Origin of the sequence: Bradyrhizobium sp. SMVTL-02, assembly GCF_051853005.1 — a bacterium.
Taxonomy (GTDB): domain Bacteria; phylum Pseudomonadota; class Alphaproteobacteria; order Rhizobiales; family Xanthobacteraceae; genus Bradyrhizobium.
In genome coordinates this window covers 2,734,725-2,753,602 of sequence record NZ_CP182469.1, presented here as the reverse complement: position 1 = coordinate 2,753,602, position 18,878 = coordinate 2,734,725, and the positions used below count along the sequence as shown (strand labels likewise).

At 66.5% G+C, this 18,878-nt stretch carries 17 protein-coding genes and 2 pseudogenes; 13 read left to right on the top strand and 6 right to left on the bottom strand.

The features are described 5' to 3' along the window. The first annotated feature begins 22 nt into the window (after positions 1 to 22). The 9 genes and pseudogenes from scpA (at position 23) to ACNJYB_RS12725 (ending at position 9,312) form a co-directional block, all read left to right on the top strand. Positions 23 to 2,179, top strand: a complete 2,157-nt coding sequence (gene scpA / locus ACNJYB_RS12765; RefSeq protein WP_439374285.1) for a methylmalonyl-CoA mutase — start codon at positions 23 to 25, stop codon at positions 2,177 to 2,179. 36 nt (positions 2,180 to 2,215) lie between these two features. Continuing rightward, positions 2,216 to 2,512: a nucleotidyltransferase family protein gene (locus ACNJYB_RS12760; RefSeq protein ID WP_439374284.1), complete on the top strand. Its 297-nt coding sequence runs from the start codon at positions 2,216 to 2,218 to the stop codon at positions 2,510 to 2,512. A 31-nt stretch (positions 2,513 to 2,543) separates the two neighbouring features. After that, positions 2,544 to 2,756, top strand: a pseudogene (locus tag ACNJYB_RS12755) (hypothetical protein); the annotation flags it as partial. A 118-nt stretch (positions 2,757 to 2,874) separates the two neighbouring features. Beyond that, positions 2,875 to 3,867: a tripartite tricarboxylate transporter substrate binding protein gene (locus ACNJYB_RS12750; protein ID WP_439374283.1), complete on the top strand. Its 993-nt coding sequence runs from the start codon at positions 2,875 to 2,877 to the stop codon at positions 3,865 to 3,867. 158 nt (positions 3,868 to 4,025) lie between these two features. Beyond that, a complete protein-coding gene (locus ACNJYB_RS12745; protein ID WP_232955051.1) occupies positions 4,026 to 4,517 on the top strand; it encodes a tripartite tricarboxylate transporter TctB family protein in 492 nt (163 codons plus the stop codon). Between the two features lie 4 nt (positions 4,518 to 4,521). Further along, positions 4,522 to 6,033, top strand: a complete 1,512-nt coding sequence (locus ACNJYB_RS12740; RefSeq protein WP_439374282.1) for a tripartite tricarboxylate transporter permease — start codon at positions 4,522 to 4,524, stop codon at positions 6,031 to 6,033. A gap of 50 nt (positions 6,034 to 6,083) precedes the next feature. Then, positions 6,084 to 7,073, top strand: a complete 990-nt coding sequence (gene meaB / locus ACNJYB_RS12735) for a methylmalonyl Co-A mutase-associated GTPase MeaB (RefSeq protein WP_439374281.1) — start codon at positions 6,084 to 6,086, stop codon at positions 7,071 to 7,073. After that, positions 7,070 to 7,717, top strand: a complete 648-nt coding sequence (locus tag ACNJYB_RS12730; RefSeq protein WP_439374280.1) for a pyroglutamyl-peptidase I family protein — start codon at positions 7,070 to 7,072, stop codon at positions 7,715 to 7,717. The genes meaB and ACNJYB_RS12730 overlap by 4 nt, the downstream gene beginning before the upstream one ends. A 224-nt stretch (positions 7,718 to 7,941) precedes the next feature. Then, entirely contained in the window at positions 7,942 to 9,312 is a 1,371-nt protein-coding gene (locus ACNJYB_RS12725; RefSeq protein ID WP_439374279.1) for a TIGR03808 family TAT-translocated repetitive protein, read from the top strand. Between the two features lie 120 nt (positions 9,313 to 9,432). Here the strand turns inward: ACNJYB_RS12725 and ACNJYB_RS12720 are convergent, their stop codons facing one another. The 4 genes from ACNJYB_RS12720 to ACNJYB_RS12705 form a co-directional block, all read right to left on the bottom strand. Further along, a complete protein-coding gene (locus ACNJYB_RS12720; protein WP_439374278.1) occupies positions 9,433 to 10,215 on the bottom strand; it encodes a TIGR03809 family protein in 783 nt (260 codons plus the stop codon). 484 nt (positions 10,216 to 10,699) lie between these two features. Beyond that, positions 10,700 to 12,394 carry a S8 family serine peptidase gene (locus ACNJYB_RS12715; RefSeq protein WP_439374277.1) on the bottom strand — a complete coding sequence of 565 codons (1,695 nt, stop codon included), beginning with the start codon at positions 12,392 to 12,394 and terminating at the stop codon, positions 10,700 to 10,702. Positions 12,395 to 12,409: 15 nt separating this feature from the next. Further along, complete coding sequence (locus ACNJYB_RS12710) at positions 12,410 to 13,105, bottom strand: hypothetical protein (RefSeq protein WP_439374276.1); 696 nt, start codon at positions 13,103 to 13,105, stop codon at positions 12,410 to 12,412. Further along, complete coding sequence (locus tag ACNJYB_RS12705; RefSeq protein ID WP_439374275.1) at positions 13,102 to 13,671, bottom strand: sigma-70 family RNA polymerase sigma factor; 570 nt, start codon at positions 13,669 to 13,671, stop codon at positions 13,102 to 13,104. Before ACNJYB_RS12705 ends, ACNJYB_RS12710 begins: the two co-directional genes overlap by 4 nt. Positions 13,672 to 14,183: 512 nt before the next feature. Here ACNJYB_RS12705 and ACNJYB_RS12700 point away from each other — a divergent pair. After that, positions 14,184 to 14,453: pseudogene (locus ACNJYB_RS12700) on the top strand (GGDEF domain-containing protein); the annotation flags it as partial. Between the two features lie 64 nt (positions 14,454 to 14,517). Continuing rightward, entirely contained in the window at positions 14,518 to 15,618 is a 1,101-nt protein-coding gene (locus ACNJYB_RS12695) for a DUF2336 domain-containing protein (RefSeq protein ID WP_439374274.1), read from the top strand. Positions 15,619 to 15,629: 11 nt separating this feature from the next. Here ACNJYB_RS12695 and ACNJYB_RS12690 read toward each other — a convergent pair whose 3' ends face one another. Both ACNJYB_RS12690 and ACNJYB_RS12685 read right to left on the bottom strand, forming a co-directional pair. Then, positions 15,630 to 16,268: an NrsF family protein gene (locus ACNJYB_RS12690; protein WP_439374273.1), complete on the bottom strand. Its 639-nt coding sequence runs from the start codon at positions 16,266 to 16,268 to the stop codon at positions 15,630 to 15,632. 2 nt (positions 16,269 to 16,270) lie between these two features. Continuing rightward, a complete protein-coding gene (locus tag ACNJYB_RS12685) occupies positions 16,271 to 16,816 on the bottom strand; it encodes a sigma-70 family RNA polymerase sigma factor (protein WP_439374272.1) in 546 nt (181 codons plus the stop codon). A 290-nt stretch (positions 16,817 to 17,106) separates the two neighbouring features. On the opposite strand from ACNJYB_RS12685, the gene ACNJYB_RS12680 reads away from it, so the two are divergent. Both ACNJYB_RS12680 and ACNJYB_RS12675 read left to right on the top strand, forming a co-directional pair. Next, the gene (locus ACNJYB_RS12680; protein WP_439374271.1) at positions 17,107 to 17,724 is read left to right on the top strand and encodes a hypothetical protein; all 618 of its coding nucleotides are present in this window, start codon (positions 17,107 to 17,109) and stop codon (positions 17,722 to 17,724) included. 157 nt (positions 17,725 to 17,881) lie between these two features. Next, positions 17,882 to 18,661, top strand: coding sequence for an enoyl-CoA hydratase (locus ACNJYB_RS12675; protein ID WP_439374270.1), 780 nt, complete (start codon positions 17,882 to 17,884; stop codon positions 18,659 to 18,661). Positions 18,662 to 18,878 lie beyond the last annotated feature (217 nt).

Here is an 18,878-nt window from a genome sequence, read left to right as displayed (position 1 = left end):
CGCCTTTGATATGGTTGAAACCATGAGCCGCATTCCCAATTTTGCCGATGTTGCCTTCGAGCGCACCGCAACCGAAGCGCCTGCCGGCAGCGCCGAGCCGTGGCTGACGCCCGAGGGCATTCTGGTGAAATCAGCCTATGGCGAGGCGGATCTCGCCGGGCTCGATTTCCTCGAGACCTATCCGGGCATCGCGCCTTATCTGCGCGGCCCCTACCCGACCATGTATGTCAACCAGCCCTGGACCATCAGGCAATATGCGGGCTTCTCCACGGCGGAGGATTCCAACGCGTTCTACCGCCGCAACCTCGCGGCCGGGCAGAAAGGCCTGTCGGTCGCCTTCGATCTCGCCACCCATCGCGGCTATGACTCTGACCATCCGCGCGTCGGCGGCGATGTCGGCATGGCCGGCGTCGCCATCGATTCCATCTACGACATGCGCACGCTGTTCGCAGGCATTCCGCTCGACCAGATGAGCGTGTCCATGACCATGAACGGGGCGGTGCTGCCGATCCTCGCGCTCTACGTCGCGGCCGCCGAGGAACAGGGCGTGCCGCCGGAAAAGCTCTCGGGCACCATTCAGAACGACATTCTGAAAGAGTTCATGGTGCGCAACACCTACATCTATCCGCCGGCGCCCTCGATGCGGATCATCTCGGACATCTTCGCCTACACCTCGCAAAAGATGCCGAAGTACAATTCGATCTCGATCTCCGGCTATCACATGCAGGAGGCCGGCGCGACGCAGGATCTCGAGCTCGCCTATACGCTCGCGGACGGCGTCGAATATCTGCGTGCCGGCCTTGCCGCCGGCTTAGACGTCGACCGCTTCGCGCCGCGGCTGTCGTTCTTCTGGGCGATCGGCATGAACTTCTTCATGGAAGTCGCCAAGCTGCGCGCGGCGCGCCTGCTCTGGGCGAAGCTGCTGAAACCGTTCAATCCGAAAGACCCGCGCTCGCTGTCGCTGCGCACGCACAGCCAGACCTCGGGCTGGTCGCTGACCGCGCAGGACGTCTTCAACAACGTGATGCGCACGACGGTGGAGGCGATGGCGGCGACGCAAGGCCACACCCAGTCGCTGCACACCAACGCGCTCGACGAGGCGCTGGCCTTGCCGACCGATTTCTCGGCGCGCATCGCCCGCAACACCCAGCTGTTCCTGCAGCAGGAGAGTGGCACCACCCGCATCATCGATCCCTGGGGCGGCTCGTACTACGTCGAGCGGCTCACGCGCGATCTCGCGGTCAAGGCCTGGGGCCACATCCAGGAGGTCGAGGAGCTCGGCGGCATGGCGAAGGCGATCGAGGCCGGCGTGCCAAAACTGCGCATCGAGGAGGCCTCGGCCAAGACCCAGGCCCGTATCGATGCCGGCAAGCAGGCGGTGATCGGCGTCAACAAGTACAAGCCGACCGACGAGGTCCCGATCGAGATCCTGAAGGTCGACAACACCAACGTTCGCCGGCTCCAGATCGACAAGCTGACGCGGCTGAAGTCCGAGCGCAACCAGAAGGATGTCGATGCCGCGCTCGCCGCGCTGACGCGTTCGGCCGGCGAAGGCAACGGCAATTTGCTCGCGCTCGCGATCGACGCAGCGCGCGCCAAGGCGACCGTCGGCGAAATCTCGGACGCGATGGAGAAGGTGTTCGGCCGGCACCGCGCCGAGATCAAATCCATCACCGGCGTCTACAAGCGGGAGGCGTCCAGCATGGGCAACCAGGTCGAGAAGGTTCAGGCGCTGATCGACGCCTTCGAGGAGGCGGAAGGCCGCCGCCCGCGCATCCTGGTCGCCAAGATCGGCCAGGACGGCCACGACCGCGGCCAGAAGGTGATCGCCTCGGCGTTTGCCGATATCGGCTTCGACGTCGACATCGGACCGCTGTTCGCGACCGCCGATGAGGCCGCGCGCCAGGCGGTCGAGAACGACGTGCACATCCTCGGCGTCTCTTCGCTCGCCGCCGCCCACCTCACCGCGGTGCCCGAGCTGAAGGCCGCGCTGAAGAAGCAGGGCCGCGACGACATCATGATCATCGTCGGCGGCGTGGTGCCGCCGCAGGATTACGATGCCCTCTACGCGGCCGGCGCCGAGGCGATCTTCCCGCCGGGCACCGTGATCGCGGATGCGGCCGAGGAGCTGATCCGCAAGCTGAATGCCCGGCTCGGCCATAGCGAGGCGGCGGAGTAGATGATAGGCTGGCCGCGCAACCGGCCAGATCTGTCCATGACACGTGACGAAATCATCGCGGCGATCCGCAAGAACGCGGATGCCATCAAGGGCAAGGGCGTGTCGAAGCTCGCCATCCTCGGCGCGCGGGCCGACGAAGACTACAGCGCCGACAGCGATATCGACATTCTGGTCGAGGTTGAACCGGACACCAGCTTCTCGCTACTCAACCTGATCGATGTCGAGCACATCATCGAGGATGCGACCGGCCTGCAGACGCAGGCAACCGTTCGCAGCTCGATGGCGCCCCGCTTTGCGGCGCACAGCGCGGACGACATTGTCGAAATATTCTGACGCTCACGCAGGAGCACTATCCTTGAGGTTCATGACCGGTTTGAGCGTCGCCTTGGCGCTGAGCGCAACTTGCGTGTTTTCCGCCCTCGCCGCCGACCCCAAGCCCGACGCCGTCGTCAAGACCAAAAGCATCGAGGCACGCATCTTCCTCGATGAGGCGATCAAGGCGGATGCGGCGCTCGCTGCCGACTGCCTCACGGAGGGCAAAAGGTGGCTCGACAAGAACGCGACTGAAGCTGCTGCCTGCGCCGCGTTGCTCACAGCACTGTGGTAGCGCTACCTTGCAGCCGCGCCGCAAAGCCGACTAGAATGCCGCCATTGACAAGAGCGCCCGGTGTGACGGGCGCCGCTGGGAGGCATCCATGTCCAAGATTTCGCGCCGCACCTTTGCGGCTTCAACCGCCGCCGCGGCGGTTTCCGCCGCATTCGGCCTCAAGCCCGCACGCGCGCAAGCCTATCCGGCCCGGCCGGTCACCGTCATCGTGCCCTGGGGCGCGGGCGGCGGCACCGATGCGACGGCGCGCATCGTCGCAGCGCTGCTGGAAAAGGACCTCGGCCAGCCCTTCAACGTCGTCAACCGCACCGGCGGCTCCGGCGTGGTCGGCCACAGCGCGATCGCGACCGCGCAGCCCGATGGCTACACCATCGGCATGCTCACGGTCGAGATCTCGATGATGCATTGGCAAGGCCTCACCGATCTGACGCCGAAGAGCTACACGCCACTGGCGCTGATGAACGAGGATCCGCCCGGCATCCAGGTCTCCTCCTCCTCGCCCTACAAGACGGTCAAGGAGCTCTCCGAGGCGATCAAGGCGGCGCCTCCCGGCAAGTTCAAGGCCTCCGGCACCGGCCAGGGCGGCATCTGGCATCTGGCGCTGGTCGGCTGGATGCAGGCGATGGGCCTGCCCGCCAACCAGGTCGCCTGGGTGCCCTCGAACGGCGCGGCACCGGCGATGCAGGATCTCGCCGCCGGCGGCCTCGACCTCACCACCTGCTCGGTGCCGGAAGCGCGCGCCATCATCGAGGCCGGCAAGGCCAGGAGCCTCGCCATCATGGCGCCGGCGCGCAATCCGATCTTCAAGGACGTGCCGACGCTGAAGGAGGCGATGGGCATCGACTACGCCACCGGTGCCTGGCGCGGCATCGGCGCGCCCAAGAACCTGCCGCCGGAGATCGCAACCAAGCTCACTGCAGCGCTGAAGAAGGTCTACGACTCCGCCGAGTTCAAGGACTTCATGAGCAATCGCGGCTTCGGCACCGTGTGGGGCGACGCCGCCCATTTCGCCGGCTTCATGGACAAGGGCGATGCCCAGATGGGCGAGGCGATGAAGGCGGCGGGATTGAGCAAGGCGTGATTGTTCACCTCTCCCCGCCTGCGGGGAGAGGTCGAAGTCGAGCTTGCTCGAATTCGGGTGAGGGGGAGTCTCCGCGAGTCCAACTCTCACCGTCCCCGCAGAGACTCCCCTCACCCCGACCCTCTCCCCGCAAGCGGGGCGCTCACAGGACCCCTCCCATGCGTCTTCCCGACTCCGTCACGGGATCGTTTCTCGTCGTGCTCGGCGCGGCTGCCGCCTATGGCGGCTACATCCTGCCGCCAGTGCCGGGGCAGCCGGTCGGCCCCAACGTGTTTCCGCTGGTGATCGGCACGGGCCTCGCACTGTGCGGCCTCGCGATCGTGTTCGGCATCGGGCATTCCTTCGAGGAGGAGGAAGAGCTGGTCCCGCTCGAGGACGGCCAGGCGGCCGCCCCGCCGCCGCAAAGCAAGCTCTACGGCCTGCGCGCGCTGCTGCCCCCGGCGCTGCTGCTGTTCTACGTCCTCGCCGCCGACCGGCTCGGCTTCATCATCACCGCGGCGATCATGGTCTACGTCACCTCGACCGCGCTCGGCGCGAAGTGGAAGCTGGCGCTGCCGCTCGCCGCGCTGTCGCCGTTCGCCATTCACCTCATCTTCGGCAAGCTCCTGCGGGTGCCGCTGCCCGCCGGCCTGTTGCCGACGCCCTGGTAACCCCATGCTGAAAACGCTGCTTGACGCTCTTGCGCTGATCTCCACCTGGGAGGTCATCATCTCGATGTTCGCGGCCTCCGTGTACGGCCTCGTCATCGGCTCGCTGCCGGGCCTGTCGGCGACGATGGCGACCGCCCTGCTCGTCCCAGTCACCTTCTACCTGTCGCCGATCGCGGCGATCGCGACCATCGTCGCGGCGTCGTCGATGGCGATCTTCTCCGGTGACATCCCCGGCGCGCTGCTGCGCATTCCCGGCACGCCCGCCTCCGCGGCCTATGCCGACGAAGCCTATGCCATGACGCGCAAGGGCCAGGCGGAGCTCGCATTGGGCGCGGGCGTCTGGTTCTCCGCGGTCGGCGGCATCGCCGGCGTGCTGTCGCTGATGATCCTGGCGCCGCCGCTCGCCGAGATCGCGCTGTCGTTCTCGACCTTCGAATATTTCTGGCTGGCGCTGCTCGGCCTGATGTGCGCCACCCTGGTGGCGCGTTCCTCGCCGGTGAAGGCGATCGCCGGCATGTTCATCGGCCTCCTGGTCTCCTGCATCGGCATCGAGAATCCCGGCGGCGTGCCGCGCTTCACCTTCGGCATTACCGATCTGTTCGGCGGCATCGAGCCGATCCCGGCCCTCGTCGGCGTGTTCGCGGTGGCGCAGGTGATGCGCGCGATGCTGACGCCGGAGCCGCCGCCGCTGCCGCGCCGAAAATTCGGAAGCATCATGGCCGGCCAGTGGAAGCTGACCCGGAAATACCACTGGCAGATGACGCGCGGGAACATCGTCGGCATCATCATCGGCGTGCTGCCCGGCGCCGGCGCCGACATGGCCGCATGGGTGTCCTACGCGATGTCGAAGCGCTTCTCCAAGGAGAAGGAAAAGTTCGGCACCGGCCATGTCGAGGGCCTGGTCGAGGCCGGCGCCAGCAACAATGCCAGCATCGCCTCCGGCTGGGTGCCCTCGCTGCTGTTCGGCATCCCCGGCGACACCATCGCCGCGATCGCCATCGGCGTGCTCTACATGAAGGGCCTCAATCCCGGCCCGACGCTGTTCACCGAGAAGGCGTCGAGCATGTACGCGATCTACCTGATGTTCATCATCGCGAACATCCTGATGATCCCGCTCGGCATCGCGATGATCCGCGTCGCCGCCTATATCCTGCTGGCGCCACGCTCGACCGTGATGCCGATCATCATGCTGTGCTGCGCGGTCGGCTCGTTCGCGATCGGCAACAACATGTTCGGCGTCGTCACCGTCGCCGCCTTCGGCGTGATCGGCTACGTCATGGAGGCCAACGGCTATCCCGTGGCCGCGATGGTGCTCGGCATCGTCATGGGCACCATGGTCGAGCAGGCCTTCGTCACCTCCCTGATCAAGTCCGACGGCAGCATCCTGCCGTTCTTCGAGCGCCCGGTCGCCGCCATCCTCGCTGCCATGGCGATCGGCGCCCTGCTCTGGCCGGTGATGGTGTGGATCTGGCGTAAGGTGAAACCGATGCAGACGGCCGCGGCAACGACCCGGTGATATCGGCGGGCGGCCCTCGCCTGCCTCCCCGCGGCGTTGTAAAGCAGGGCATGACTGAGAGGAAGACCTCGCTCGACATCAAGACCCTCGCCCGCGACCTCCGCGCCGGTAGTCGCGCGGCCCTCGCCCGCGCCATCACGCTGGTGGAGAGCCGTCGCGGCGACCATCAGGCCCTGGCGCGCGAGCTGGTGCAGAAGCTCCTGCCCGACACCGGCAAGGCTTTTCGCGTCGGCATCACCGGCTCGCCCGGAGTCGGCAAATCCACCACCATCGACGCGCTCGGGACCTATCTGATCGAGCAGGGACACAAGGTCGCCGTGCTCGCGGTCGATCCGTCCTCGGCGCGCAGCGGCGGCTCCATTCTCGGCGACAAGACGCGGATGGCGCGCCTCGCGGCCTCCGACGATGCCTTCATCCGCCCCTCGCCGTCCTCGGGCACGCTCGGCGGCGTCGCGGCCAAGACGCGCGAGGCGATGCTGCTTTGCGAGGCCGCCGGCTTCGGCGTCGTGCTGGTCGAGACCGTCGGCATCGGCCAGTCCGAGACCGCAGTCTGCGACATGACCGATTTCTTCCTCGCGCTGATGCTGCCCGGCGGCGGCGACGAGTTGCAAGGCATCAAGAAGGGCCTGGTCGAGCTCGCCGACATGATCGCGATCAACAAGGCCGACGGCGACAACCTCAAGCGTGCCAAGATCACCGCCGCGGATTATCGCGGCGCGCTGCACATTCTGGCGCCGCGGTCCGAGCATTGGCATCCGCCGGTCGAGACCTATTCGGCCCTGACCGGTGCAGGCATCGCAAAGATCTGGCAGAAGGTTCTGGATCACCGCAAGGCGATGAATGCCTCCGGCGATTTCGCCGCGCGGCGGCGCGAGCAGCAGGTGAAATGGATGTGGTCGATGCTGGAGCAGCGCATGCTGGCGCGGCTGCGCAGCGAGGCCTCAGTGCGGACCAAGGTCCGCAAGATCGAGACAGAAGTCGCCGATGGCCATCTCACGCCGGCGCTCGCCGCCGAGCAGATCCTGGAGTTGCTGCAATGAGCGACAGGCTCCGCATTCTCCTCACCGGCTTCGGAGCGTTCCCCGGCGCGCCCTATAATCCGACCCGGCCGCTGGTGGCACGGCTGGCGCAATTGCGCCGTCCGGCGCTCGACGATGTGGCGATCGCAAGCCACATCTTCCCGGTCACTTATGCCGCGGTCGACCGGCAATTGGCTGAGGTGCTCGCGAAGGAAAAGCCGGACGCGCTCCTGATGTTCGGCCTGGCCGCGCGCACGCCGTATCTGCGCATCGAGACCCGGGCACGCAATGCGATCACCATGCTCTGGCCCGATGCCGCCAACACCCGCTCCACCAAGCGCGGCATCGCCGGCCATGCCGACGCGATGATGTTCGGCCCGCACACGGCACGGCTGCTGCGGGCCGCGCGCCGCACCGGCATCGATGCGCGCGCCTCGCGCGATGCCGGCGCCTATCTCTGCAACTATCTGAGCTGGCGCGCGATCGAGAACGTCAGGGCGGGCGGACCGAGGCTCGCCGCGTTCATCCATATTCCCCTGCTCGCGCGCAGCGGCGCGGTGCGGCGCAAGGGCGCGCCGCGCATCACGCTGGAGGAGCTTGTGGATGCGGGGGAAGCGATGCTGATGGAGATGGTGGCGTTGGCAAGGAAACGGCGCGCTTCATAAGGATGGATTAGCGAAGTGTAATCCACCTCTTCTCCATCAACGGTTCCGTACTCGCGGTGACATGGTGGGTTACGCCAGCGGACTGCGCTTCGCGCGGCCGCGGGCCAAACCTACGGCACCGTCTTTGCGTAAACATTTAACCCTACCGCGAACAATCCCCACGGGCCTCGTCGCCCTGCGCTACCTAATCGGCGCGGACCCCCGCGTCCGCCGGAGGACGCATCATGGACCTCAATCGCCGCCACCTCATCGGAGCCTCGAGCGCGGGCATTGCGGGCGCGCTGGCCATGTCGGCCGACGTCGCGCGTGCGGCGCCGCTGACGTCGCTGCTCGGCCGCGATGCCACCCAATATGGCGTGCGGCCAGGTAGCAGCGAGGACCAGACCCGCCCGCTGCAGCGCGCGATCGACGAGGCCGCGCGGGCGCAAACTCCGCTCGCCCTGCCACCCGGCATCTACCGCAGCGGATTGCTGCGGCTGCCGAACGGCGCGCAACTGATCGGCGTACGCGGCGCGACCAAATTCATCTTCACCGGCGGCGCCTCGGCGATCCAGAGCGACGGCTCGGATGCCATCGGCCTCACGGGCATCACCTTCGACGGCGCCGGCATTCCGCTGCCGGCCCGGCGCGGATCGATTCACGTCCTCGGCGGGCGGGATGTGCGTATCAGCGATTGCGAGATCGCGAACGCGGGCGGCAGCGGCATCTGGCTGGAGCAGGTCGCCGGCGACATCTCCGGCAATATCTTCACGAATATAGCGGTGACCGCAGTCGTCTCTTTCGACGCCAGGGGCCTCAGCGTCTCCCACAACACGATTCTCGGCACCAATGACAACGGCATCGAGATCCTGCGCACGGCGACCGGCGACGACGGCACGCTGGTGACCGACAACCGCATCGAAAACATCAAGGCCGGGCCCGGTGGCTCCGGCCAGTACGGGAACGCCATCAACGCCTTCCGCGCCGGCAACGTGATCGTGCGCGGCAACCGCATCAAGAACTGCGATTATTCCGCGGTGCGCGGCAATTCGGCTTCGAACATCCACATCACAGGCAACAGCGTCAGCGACGTGCGCGAGGTCGCGCTCTATTCCGAGTTCGCGTTCGAGGCCGCCGTGATCGCCAACAACATTGTGGACGGCGCCGCCGTCGGCATCTCCGTCTGCAATTTCAACGAGGGCGGCCGCATAGCGGTGGTCCAGGGCAACATCATCCGCAACCTGATCCCGAAGCGCCCCATAGGCACCGCGCCCGACGACGGCGCCGGCGTCGGCATCTACATCGAGGCTGACACATCGGTGACCGGCAACGTGATCGAGAACGCGCCGTCCTACGGCATCGTCGCCGGCTGGGGCAAATATCTGCGCGACGTCGCGATCACGGGCAACGTGATCCGCAAGGCACTCGCCGGCATCGGCGTCTCCGTGGTGCCCGGCGCCGGCACCGCGCTCGTCAACAACAACATGATCTCGGAAACCCCGCGCGGCGCCGTGGTCGGCCTCGACCATGCCCGCGCGGTGACCGCGGACCTGTCGGCGGACGACGCCCAGCGGTTTGCGCAGGTCATGGTGGGCGGGAATGCGGTGCGGCGGTAGGTGCGCGGCTGGCAGCCGGGCCGTTCCTTCGAGGCTCGGTCCGCGGTGCTCTGCACCGCGAAACTCGCACCTCAGGATGACCCGCCAAATTAGGACGCCGCTGATGTCTTCGCACGTCCCTTAGAACGCATTCCTGAGCAGCGGGTACTTCGCTTCGATGCCGTCGAGGCTGAGGGTGAATTCGGCGACGCGCTCGGGAGCCGCGACGATTTCGGCGGCCGGCGCAGGCGTAGCAACCGACGGCTTCACAGCGGGCGCTGTGAAGGGCGCCATCGCAGCAGGCGTCGCGACCGCCGGCATCACGGCGGGTGCGGTTGACGGGGCCCGCGCAGTGGGAGCCCTGAGCGGCGGCGACATCTCGGCGGGCGCGGTGAACGAGGCTATCGCCACGGGCGCAGCCAGCGGCACCAGCGGGGCTTCGGGGACTTTGGCTCGAACATCCGGCTTGGGATCGAGATTGATCGGCAGGGCGGTCTCGGGGGCGATGTGGACGGCCTTTGGCTGCAAGGTCTTGGGCTGCAAGGTCTTGGGCTGCAAGGTCTTGGGCTGCACGGTCTTGGGCTGCACGGTCTTGGGCTGCACGGTCTGCACCTGCTGCTCGCGCGGAAACACGCGCGGCATCGTCGCCGGCGACCAGCCGAATGCGGAGGTGACGCTCGCCGCTGCCGCTGCGACGTCCCCGCCCGTGGCGATGGCGCGCCAGGTCTGGACGGCGCGCTTGGCTTCCTGGATGTTTTCGAGAAAGCCGAGCTCGGAGTGATAGCGGCGCCAGCGTCCGGTCTCGAACATTTCGGACAGATGCTCCAGCCGCTGCTCGGCGAGAGCGCACCAGCGTGCCGCGACTTCGCGGCTGCAACCCTCCGCGCGGAAGGGCGCGTAACCAGACTCTTGGCGATGTGTCATGAACCAGCCCGTTGGGAGAAGAGACGGACGCGGGGGACGCAACGCACACGAATCAATTTAGACGCGACATGAATATTTTGTGGAAAAGTTTTGACTTGTCCAGCAACGACACACGGTGGGTCGTGAAACACCGTAGTCGCGCGGACAATTGCTGTGATTTCCAGTCAAGCTTCGCACAAGCATGACGGACGCGCGCTGCACTTGATGAACGCTGGCGCTCGGCGCCGCCGCGATCGCTCAACCTGAAGCTGATCCCAAATATCGCTTGGAGGGTTCGGATGCCAAAAAAGAAAAGACCCGTCCGGGGGGACAACCGGACGGGTCGAGCCATATGGGCGCTTGGGGTGGATGGGCGCTCGCGCCTGATATGACTGATGGGGAGGGATGACCGCTCCCACATAATTTGGTCGTGCTACCCGGCTGAACGTTCAAATGCGCCGTTTGATTTTTTGACTTTTGGCGTGCGCGCAATCTGTCGCAGCGACTATCGCGTCGCGGCCCTATCCGCCTGAGAAATCGCGGCTTTATCGCCTGCGCTCGACAGCGAGGGCTGCTCGATCGCGCGGATCCCCGGCTCCTCGCGACGCTTGTCGGCGTCTTCACGTTTTGTTGTACCGGGCGCAGCCGCGACCGGCGTCGTGCTGTCGGCGGGAATAGCCATCACCGCGGCATACGCATCGGGCTCGCCATCGCCGAACAGATCATCACGCCCGGGTGAGCCGAGATCGCGCGCGGTCTTCGCCAGCGTCATGCGCAGCGCTTCCGGCTTGAGTGTGTAGTTGCGCTCGAGCAGCAGCGCCGCGACGCCGGAAACATAGGCCGCCGAGAACGAGGTTCCCGAGGTCATCTGGTATTTGCCGTCCGGCGCCGGCAGGAAGATGTCGACGCCGGGCGCCGCCAGCGCGATGTAATTGCCGCGGTTGGACGCGGAAAACAGCTTGTCCTGCTGGTCGGTCGCGCTGACCGCGATCACGTTGGGATTGGCGGCGGGATAAAGCGGCGGCGATTTCGCGCCGGCATTGCCGGCCGCCGCGATCAGCACGAGGCCGCGCGCGGCCGTCGCCGCGATGGCGCGCTCGATCACGGCGTCTTTGGGACCTGCAAAGCTCATATTGATGATCTGCGCGCCGTGCTCGGCGGCATAGTTCAGCGAGCGCAGGATGATATAGGACGAGCTCTCGGCGCCGCCCGTGGTGCCGCCGAAGGCGCGGATGGCGATGATGCGCGCCTCGGGCGCGCCGCCCATCAGCTTGGCATGCGCCACGATGGCGCCGGCGATGCCGGTACCGTGAACGTGCGGGCCATCGGCGCTGCCGAGCGCGTCGAAATTATCGGAGATGGAATTGGCGAGCTCGGGATGCTTGGCATCGATCCCGGAGTCGATCACCGCAACCCTCACATTGGCGCCATGCGCCAGCGTGTGCGCCTGTGGAAGGCGAAGCTTTGCCAGCGCGTATTGCGCAGGGTCGCCCTCGACCGGCACGGCGGATTTCTGGTCCTGCAGCGCGTAGCGGAAGTTCGGCTGGACCGAGCGCACACTGCCGTCGGCGGCGAATTCGCGCCGCACCGTCTCGGTGGGCCGGCCGTCGGTGATGCGGAACAGGCCGAACGTCGCCCCGATCAGCGGAAAATTCTCGGATGCGAGGCGCGCGAGGCCATGGCGGCGCGCGAGCGCGTCGGCCTCCGTTACCGAGAGGCCGCCGTCGATCTCGGCGACGAATTCGCCCGGGAAGATGCGCTGGTTCACCACAACCCGCGTGTTGTTCCCGCGCCCCTTGCCGGCAGTCTTCTTGCCCGATTTTCCACCGCCCTCGCCGCCTGCGTTCGGCTGCGCCAGGCATTCGCCGTCAGCATCGCGATAGGGCGCCGTGCAGCTCGAATACAGGTTGGGCGAATAGCGCACGTAGGGCAGCACCGGCATCGGCCCGATCCGAGCCGACGGGATCCGTGCGACCGTCGTCGTGGTGATCGTGCGTGGGCCGGGACCAACGCTCACCGCCCGCGCAGTGACGGTGGGAGTGATGGTCGGCGTGCGCGAGGGAACGCTGATCGTCGGCGTGCGCATGATCGCCTGCGCCTGCGCGACCTCGACGCCGAGGCAGGCGGCGAGCAGCAGCGCGGCCCCGACCGACGAGGCGTAGGCCGCGGTTCGCAACTTACTCTCGGACTTGCGCGTCATAGATTCAGAGGCGCCCTACGGCGCCGCAACGGCGAGGTTGACGAACTTCTCGCGCTGCATCCTGGCGAGCAGCGCGGCGAGCGCGTCCTGGCTCATTGCCTTGTCGAACTGCAGGCGGAACATGCCGCCCTTGGCATCACCGATGATCGACGCCTGGTAGCTGTCGAGCAATGCGGTGATGTCGGCAACACGCGCCTCGGGCGTGAAGCGCACCAGCGCGCGAGCCGGTGCTGCGGACGCACCGAGTTCGCGCGTGATCGGCGCGCCGGTCGAAAGCGAGGCGGTCTGGAAGGTCGCGGTCTGGGTCTTCATCAGCACCGCGCCGATGATGCCGGCCTGCAGCAGCAGCGCGATGGCGCCGAGACCCGCCGACCAGGCCAGCGTTCGCGGCGACAGGCTCGCGAAGAAGGTCGCGATGCGCGCCGACAGCGGCAGCGAACCGACGGCACGCGCCGGCTCGGCATCGATCGCGGTGAACAGCTTCTGCATCGCGCGCGCCGACGGAGCGCCCAGGCTCTCGTTCAGATGGATTGTCTCTTCGTACTCGCCGCGGATCGCGGCATATTGCCTGGCGAGCTCCGGATCGCGCGCCAGCGCGTCCTCGACGCGGCGGGCATCGCGCGCGTTCAGCGTGCCGGCGGCGTGCCACGGCAGCAGCAGTTCAATTTCACTGGGCTCTTGCTGCAGCATCGTCTTGCTCAAAGCCATCATGGCCAGCCTCGCTCAACACCGGCTGCTTTCAGCAGTTCGGCCAGTTTCCTGCGCGCATAGAACAAGCGCGTCTTAACAGTGTTCTCCGGTATCCCGACAATTTCGGCGACTTCTTCCACGGACTTCTCGTGGTAGTAGACGAGATCGACGATCTCCCGATGTTCCGGCGAGAGGCCCGTGAGGCACTCCCGCAACGCCGCACTGGTATCCTTCTTCTGCACCACCGTTTCCGGATCGTCGGACTGGTCCTCGATCGCGTTCGCGGCATCTTCGTCCAGCTCAAAATCCTTCCTGCGCCGGAGCGCCGAGAGGGCCTTGAATCGGGTGATTGCCAGCAGCCAGGTGGATACGGCGGATCGGCCTTCGAACTTGCCGGCTTGACGCCAAACGTCGAGAAACACCTCGCTGATGAGGTCTTCCGCCGCCTGCTCGTCCCGCACGAGCCTCAGCCCGAACCTGTAGACCCTGACATGGTGCCGCCCGTACAGCACCTGCATGGCGAGCCGGTCGCCTTGAGCGATCCTGGCGATCAGGACCTCGTCCGAAGCCGCCTGTGTCACGCTCAAAGCTCGTCTCGCAAGGTTGGTCGGGTCGATGCGGCAGAGGGTTCGACGGGCGGTGCAAAATTGTTCAACCTGCCACGATCGTACGGGGACCGGTGTGATCTGCCCCACATACATGCGCCTTTCTTGCCCCACCCTCGCCGGGCGACCTCCTCAGTGCAGATCGGTAACATAATACTGAAACACTTTCCTGCGGATGCCTGCCCGCACAGGCGGGCCGATCAAGTCCGGTTCCATAGCAGTCCTGCACGACGTATGTCTCACGAACTCCCGCTTTGGCTCGACCGCATCGCAGACGATGCCTAACCGCGGGCAAATTCCCCCTCCGGCCAATGCCATCCTGTTCCGCTGCAGGCTTCGGATTCCGTTTCAAAGGATACCAAACCTAAAGGCTTGCCACGTAGATTTTTGGGCTGACATCCACCATTGGCGGGACCATGAACACGGCCGCGACGTCGCTTCCCGAGAGGAATGCCGCTGAGATCGCGGCTCTCGTCCTGACGCCCGAGGCGGTGGCCGACAGCTTCTGCCGCTACGGCGGCGAGGAGTTCCTGCTACTGCTGCCGGACACCGAAGGCGACGCCGTCTCGCGCACACTCGAGCGCTTTCGCCGCGTCGTCGCCGAACTCGACTGGAACGAATTCTCTGCGGGCATGCACGTGACGATTTCAGCGGGCGTCGTGACGCTTCGCGACAATGATACTGCCGACACGTTTCTCGCGCGCGCCGACAGCGCGCTCTATTCCGCCAGGGCGCAAGGGCGCAACCGCATCGTAACGAACTGACCAATCCATTTTTTCTCCCGGGGGGCCAGAGGCTCCGCCGGACCTAACGCTCCAGGACAGGGCAATGAGATCCAGACCCGAAAAATCATCCGAGAATTTGCTTGAAGAATTGCAGGCCGCGCTCTCGCACGGCACCGTTGCGCGCCGGGTCGAGACGCTGCGCCGTGTCACCGATCTCTTCGTGGGCAACGCGGTGGACTATTCCGACGACCACATCCGCGTGTTCGACGACGTGTTCGAGTGCCTGATCCAGCAGATCGAGACGTCAGCCAGGGCGCTGCTCGCCGATCGCCTCGCACCGATCGCGGCCGCGCCGCCGAAGATCATCCGCACGCTGGCGCTCGACGAGGTCATCGAGGTCGCAGGACCCGTGCTGACGAAATCGGAACGGCTGGACGAGGCCACCCTGATCGAGATCGCGCGCACGCGGGGCCAGGCCCATCTGAAGGCGATCTCGCTGCGGCGGGTTCTGTCGGAAGCGCTGACCGACGTGCTGGTGACGCGCGGCAACGAGGACGTGGTGCAATCGACCGTCAGCAATCCGGGCGCGCAGTTCTCCGAGCAAAGTCTCACCGACCTCGTCACGCGCGCCGAACGCGACGACGGCCTCGCGACCTGCATCGGCCTGCGGCCCAGCCTGCCGCGCCATCACTACCTGAAGCTGGTCGCGAAGGCGTCCCTGAGCGTGCGCAGGAAGCTGGAGGCGGCGCATCCCGGGCTCGCTGACGAGGTATCGAGCGTGGTGCAGCAGGCGGCCCAGCGGGTCCGCGCCGCCGCCATGACCCGGCAGACCGAGATGGCGCGCGCGCTGGTGAAGTCGCTGCACGAGGACGGCCGCCTCAACGAATTCCAGGTCACCACCTTCGCCGAGCAGGGCAAGTTCGACGAGACCAATGCGGGGCTCGCCGCGCTCGCGGGCGTTGCGGTCGAGACCGCCGAGACCATGATGATCGAAAGCCGCACCGAGGGCGTGATGATCCTCGCCAAGGTCGCGGGCATGCAATGGTCGAGCGTGCGCGCGATCATCGCCATGCGCGAGAAGCTCTCAGGCGGCACGACGGCCGACATGCTGGCGCTACGCGACAGCTACGAGGCGCTCCGCAGCTCGACCGCGCAGCAGGTGCTGCGCTTCCATCGCATGCAGAACGCGACGCCGGCGGCTTGAAGCCGCCGGATTTAGTACCGCAAAACCCTCGATCCCACCGCCGCGCCGATCACGGTCACCACCGCCGTCGCAATCGTGTACCAGGTCGCGACGAACAGCGGTGAATCGTCGGTGCAGTGCGAGGCATAGAGCGTCGCGGCAAGTCCGGCCGACACGAGGCCTGCGAGCGCACCGGCAAGCGCAGGCCGCGACGGCGCGCCGTGGCGAAGGCCAATCAGCGCCCCCGCAAGCAGCGGCAGCGACATAGCGGGGATCGCCATCAGGCAAGTCCTGGAGTTCTTGCCCATCAGGCGCATCGTCATCGGCATCGCAGGCGCCATCATCGCCTCGCTGCCGATCGCAACTGCAAGCAGGCCGACGGGGAGCAGCAGCAGCCAGCCCCAGCCGCGCAGCAGGGCTTCCGGCCGCGACAGATGCAGGCTGACGATGATCGCGGGAATCGCGAGCGACAGCGTCACCGCGAACTTCATGTCGAAGAACGGATTGCCCATCGCGCTCATCACGTCGGCGCGCACGCCGAGGAAGGTCGCGAAGATCAGGATCGATAGCGGCGCGGCCACCAGCAGCGCCATGGTCAGCACGGCGCCGACGCGGGGCGCGCGGTGGGCGTTGTCGGCCGCGAGCGAGCGAATGAGTTGATCGGTATCCATGCCTAGTGGTCCCGCAGTTTGGCCGTCAGTGCGGCAAGTCCGCGGTGCAGTGCGACCCGCACCGCACCTTCGCTCATCGAAAACTTCGCCGCCGTGTCCTTGATCGAGGCGGCCTCGACCGCGATCGACTGCAGCACGTCGCGCTGGCGCTGCGGCAGCGTGCCGAGTTGCGCCGCAACCTCTCCGGCCGAAGCCGTCTCGTGCGGCGCCTCGCCCGGCAGCGTCTCGGCGAAATCGTCGATGTTGACGAAGACGCGCCTGCCGCGGCGCCTGAGCGCATCGATCAGCTTGTTGCGGGCGATCGCGAACAGCCAGGGCGCGAAGGGCGCTTCGCTGTCCCAGGTGTGCCGTTTCAGGTGCACCGCCAACAAAATCTCCTGCACGATATCCTCGGCCTGGTCGGGAGGCTGCCCGGCCCGCGCCAGGCCGCGCCTCGCGGCAACGCGCAGCACCGGCGTGACCGCCTTCAACAGGCGATGATACGCCGCATCATCGCCTGCCATGGCCGACCGCATCAGGCCGGTCCATTCGTCCTCACGTCCGCGCACGCGCGCCCCTCACCATGCAATTCGGCCGCTCTTTCAATTTGTTACGCCGGTCCCGCGCGATCACGAACTCGTGATCGATGCTGAGAGCCGATGCGCCGATGCGACCGCAAAAACCCGCGACGGCTCATAACACCGATCGTTCCCGTCCGCACCCGGCGGCTGGCGGCACCGGAGGACCTGCCCCGCTTTTGCCCAGTGTGGCCCGAAGATTCCCCTTTTCTGCCCCGCTGTCGTCACCTCGCGGCGTCTCTGTTCGGTCCGGGGATGGGCGAATTGGGGAGATCGTCAACATGATGAAAGCCAGCGGGCGCGCTGCCCTGATTCTTCTTGCCGGGTTTTTCCTGCTGTTCGGAGGCGCTGCACAGGCGGCGCCAGCCTCGACCACAAGCAGCCAATCGGACAGCGTGGGCAAAGAGGCCGATGCAATCAAACCGGGCAAGCACCGGCACCAGTCTTCTCGCCGCACCAGCAACAAGACGGCGCAGAACTCGTCCGGCGACAAGGCCGCCGGCGGCCCGACCGCCTCGAGCCAGATGCCGCCCGGGGTCGCCAACGCCAATGCGCAGCTTGCCGCTGCCGATACGCCCGCGGCTGCGGCCTCCGCCATGACCGGCCGCGCCAACGACAACGTTCAGGCGGCGGCCGACAATACCGCGGCCCCGAATGCCGAGAGCCAGATCGTCGCCCCCGACCAGCCGAACGATCTCGACGGCGCCGCGCAACAGGACAGCCCACCCGCCCAGAAGGCGGTGCCTGCCGCAAGCGAGGCGCAGCCGCGTCCCGCGCCGGTGATGGCCAGCAGCCATCAGAGCTCGGCCTGGGACCAGAGCTCCATGATCGGCAAGATCTTCATCGCCGTCGGCACGCTGCTGACCTTGGCGTCCGCCGCGCGCATGTTCATGGCCTGAATTTGCTGGCCTGAGTTGCCCCGCCTAAGTTTCCAGGCCTGGAACGCGCGACTTGCAGCGTGTTCCGGGCCGCTTTGTTCCGAAGGCTTCCTTGGGCTCTTGAAGCCCATCGCGCCAGCAGGCACATTGCCCACCCAATCAAAAGCGTGGGTGGAGCATGAGCACGTTCGAACACATCATCGTCGAAAGCAAAGGCGCGGTCGGCATCATCAAGCTGAACCGGCCGAAGATGCTCAACGCGCTCTCCTTCGGCGTCTTCCGCGAGATCGCGGCGGCGGTCGACGATCTCGAGGCCGATGATGCCATCGGCTGCATCGTCGTGACCGGCAGCGAGAAGGCCTTTGCCGCCGGCGCCGACATCAAGGAGATGCAGCCGAAGGGCTTCATCGACATGTTCTCCGAAGACTTCGCCGCGATCGGCGGCGACCGCGTCGCGCGCTGCCGCAAACCGACCATCGCCGCGGTCGCGGGTTACGCGCTCGGCGGCGGCTGTGAACTGGCCATGATGTGCGACTTCATCATCGCCGCCGACACCGCCAAGTTCGGCCAGCCCGAAATCACCCTCGGCACCATTCCCGGCATCGGCGGCACCCAGCGCCTGACCCGCGCCATCGGCAAGTCCAAGGCGATGGACCTCTGCCTCACCGGGCGGATGATGGATGCGGCCGAGGCCGAGCGCTCGGGCCTCGTCAGCCGCATCGTGCCTGCCGACAAGCTGATGGACGAGGTCATGGCCGCCGCCGAGAAGATCGCCTCGATGTCGCGCCCGGCAGCCGCGATGGCCAAGGAGGCGGTGAACCGTGCCTTCGAGACGACGCTTGCCGAGGGCATGAGCGTCGAGCGCAACCTGTTCCACGCGACCTTCGCACTCGAAGACCGCTCCGAAGGCATGGCGGCGTTCATCGAGAAGCGCCAGCCGGTGAACAAGAACCGGTAACGCGCGGAAGCGTCAGGCTGGTGTAAGGCTCCGGCGTCTTTTCGCAAAATGCTGTGACGCACCTGCAACAAGCACGGAATAGATGGGGGTTTTCCCCGCGGCAGTTTGCCTGCGGGACCTCGGCTGGTTAAACAGTTAAGAGGCCACCGTCGCGGGGGCGGACAGCCGGGGTTTAGCGGGATTACATGAGTGGGCGTACCGCCAGAGCTGGTCGCGT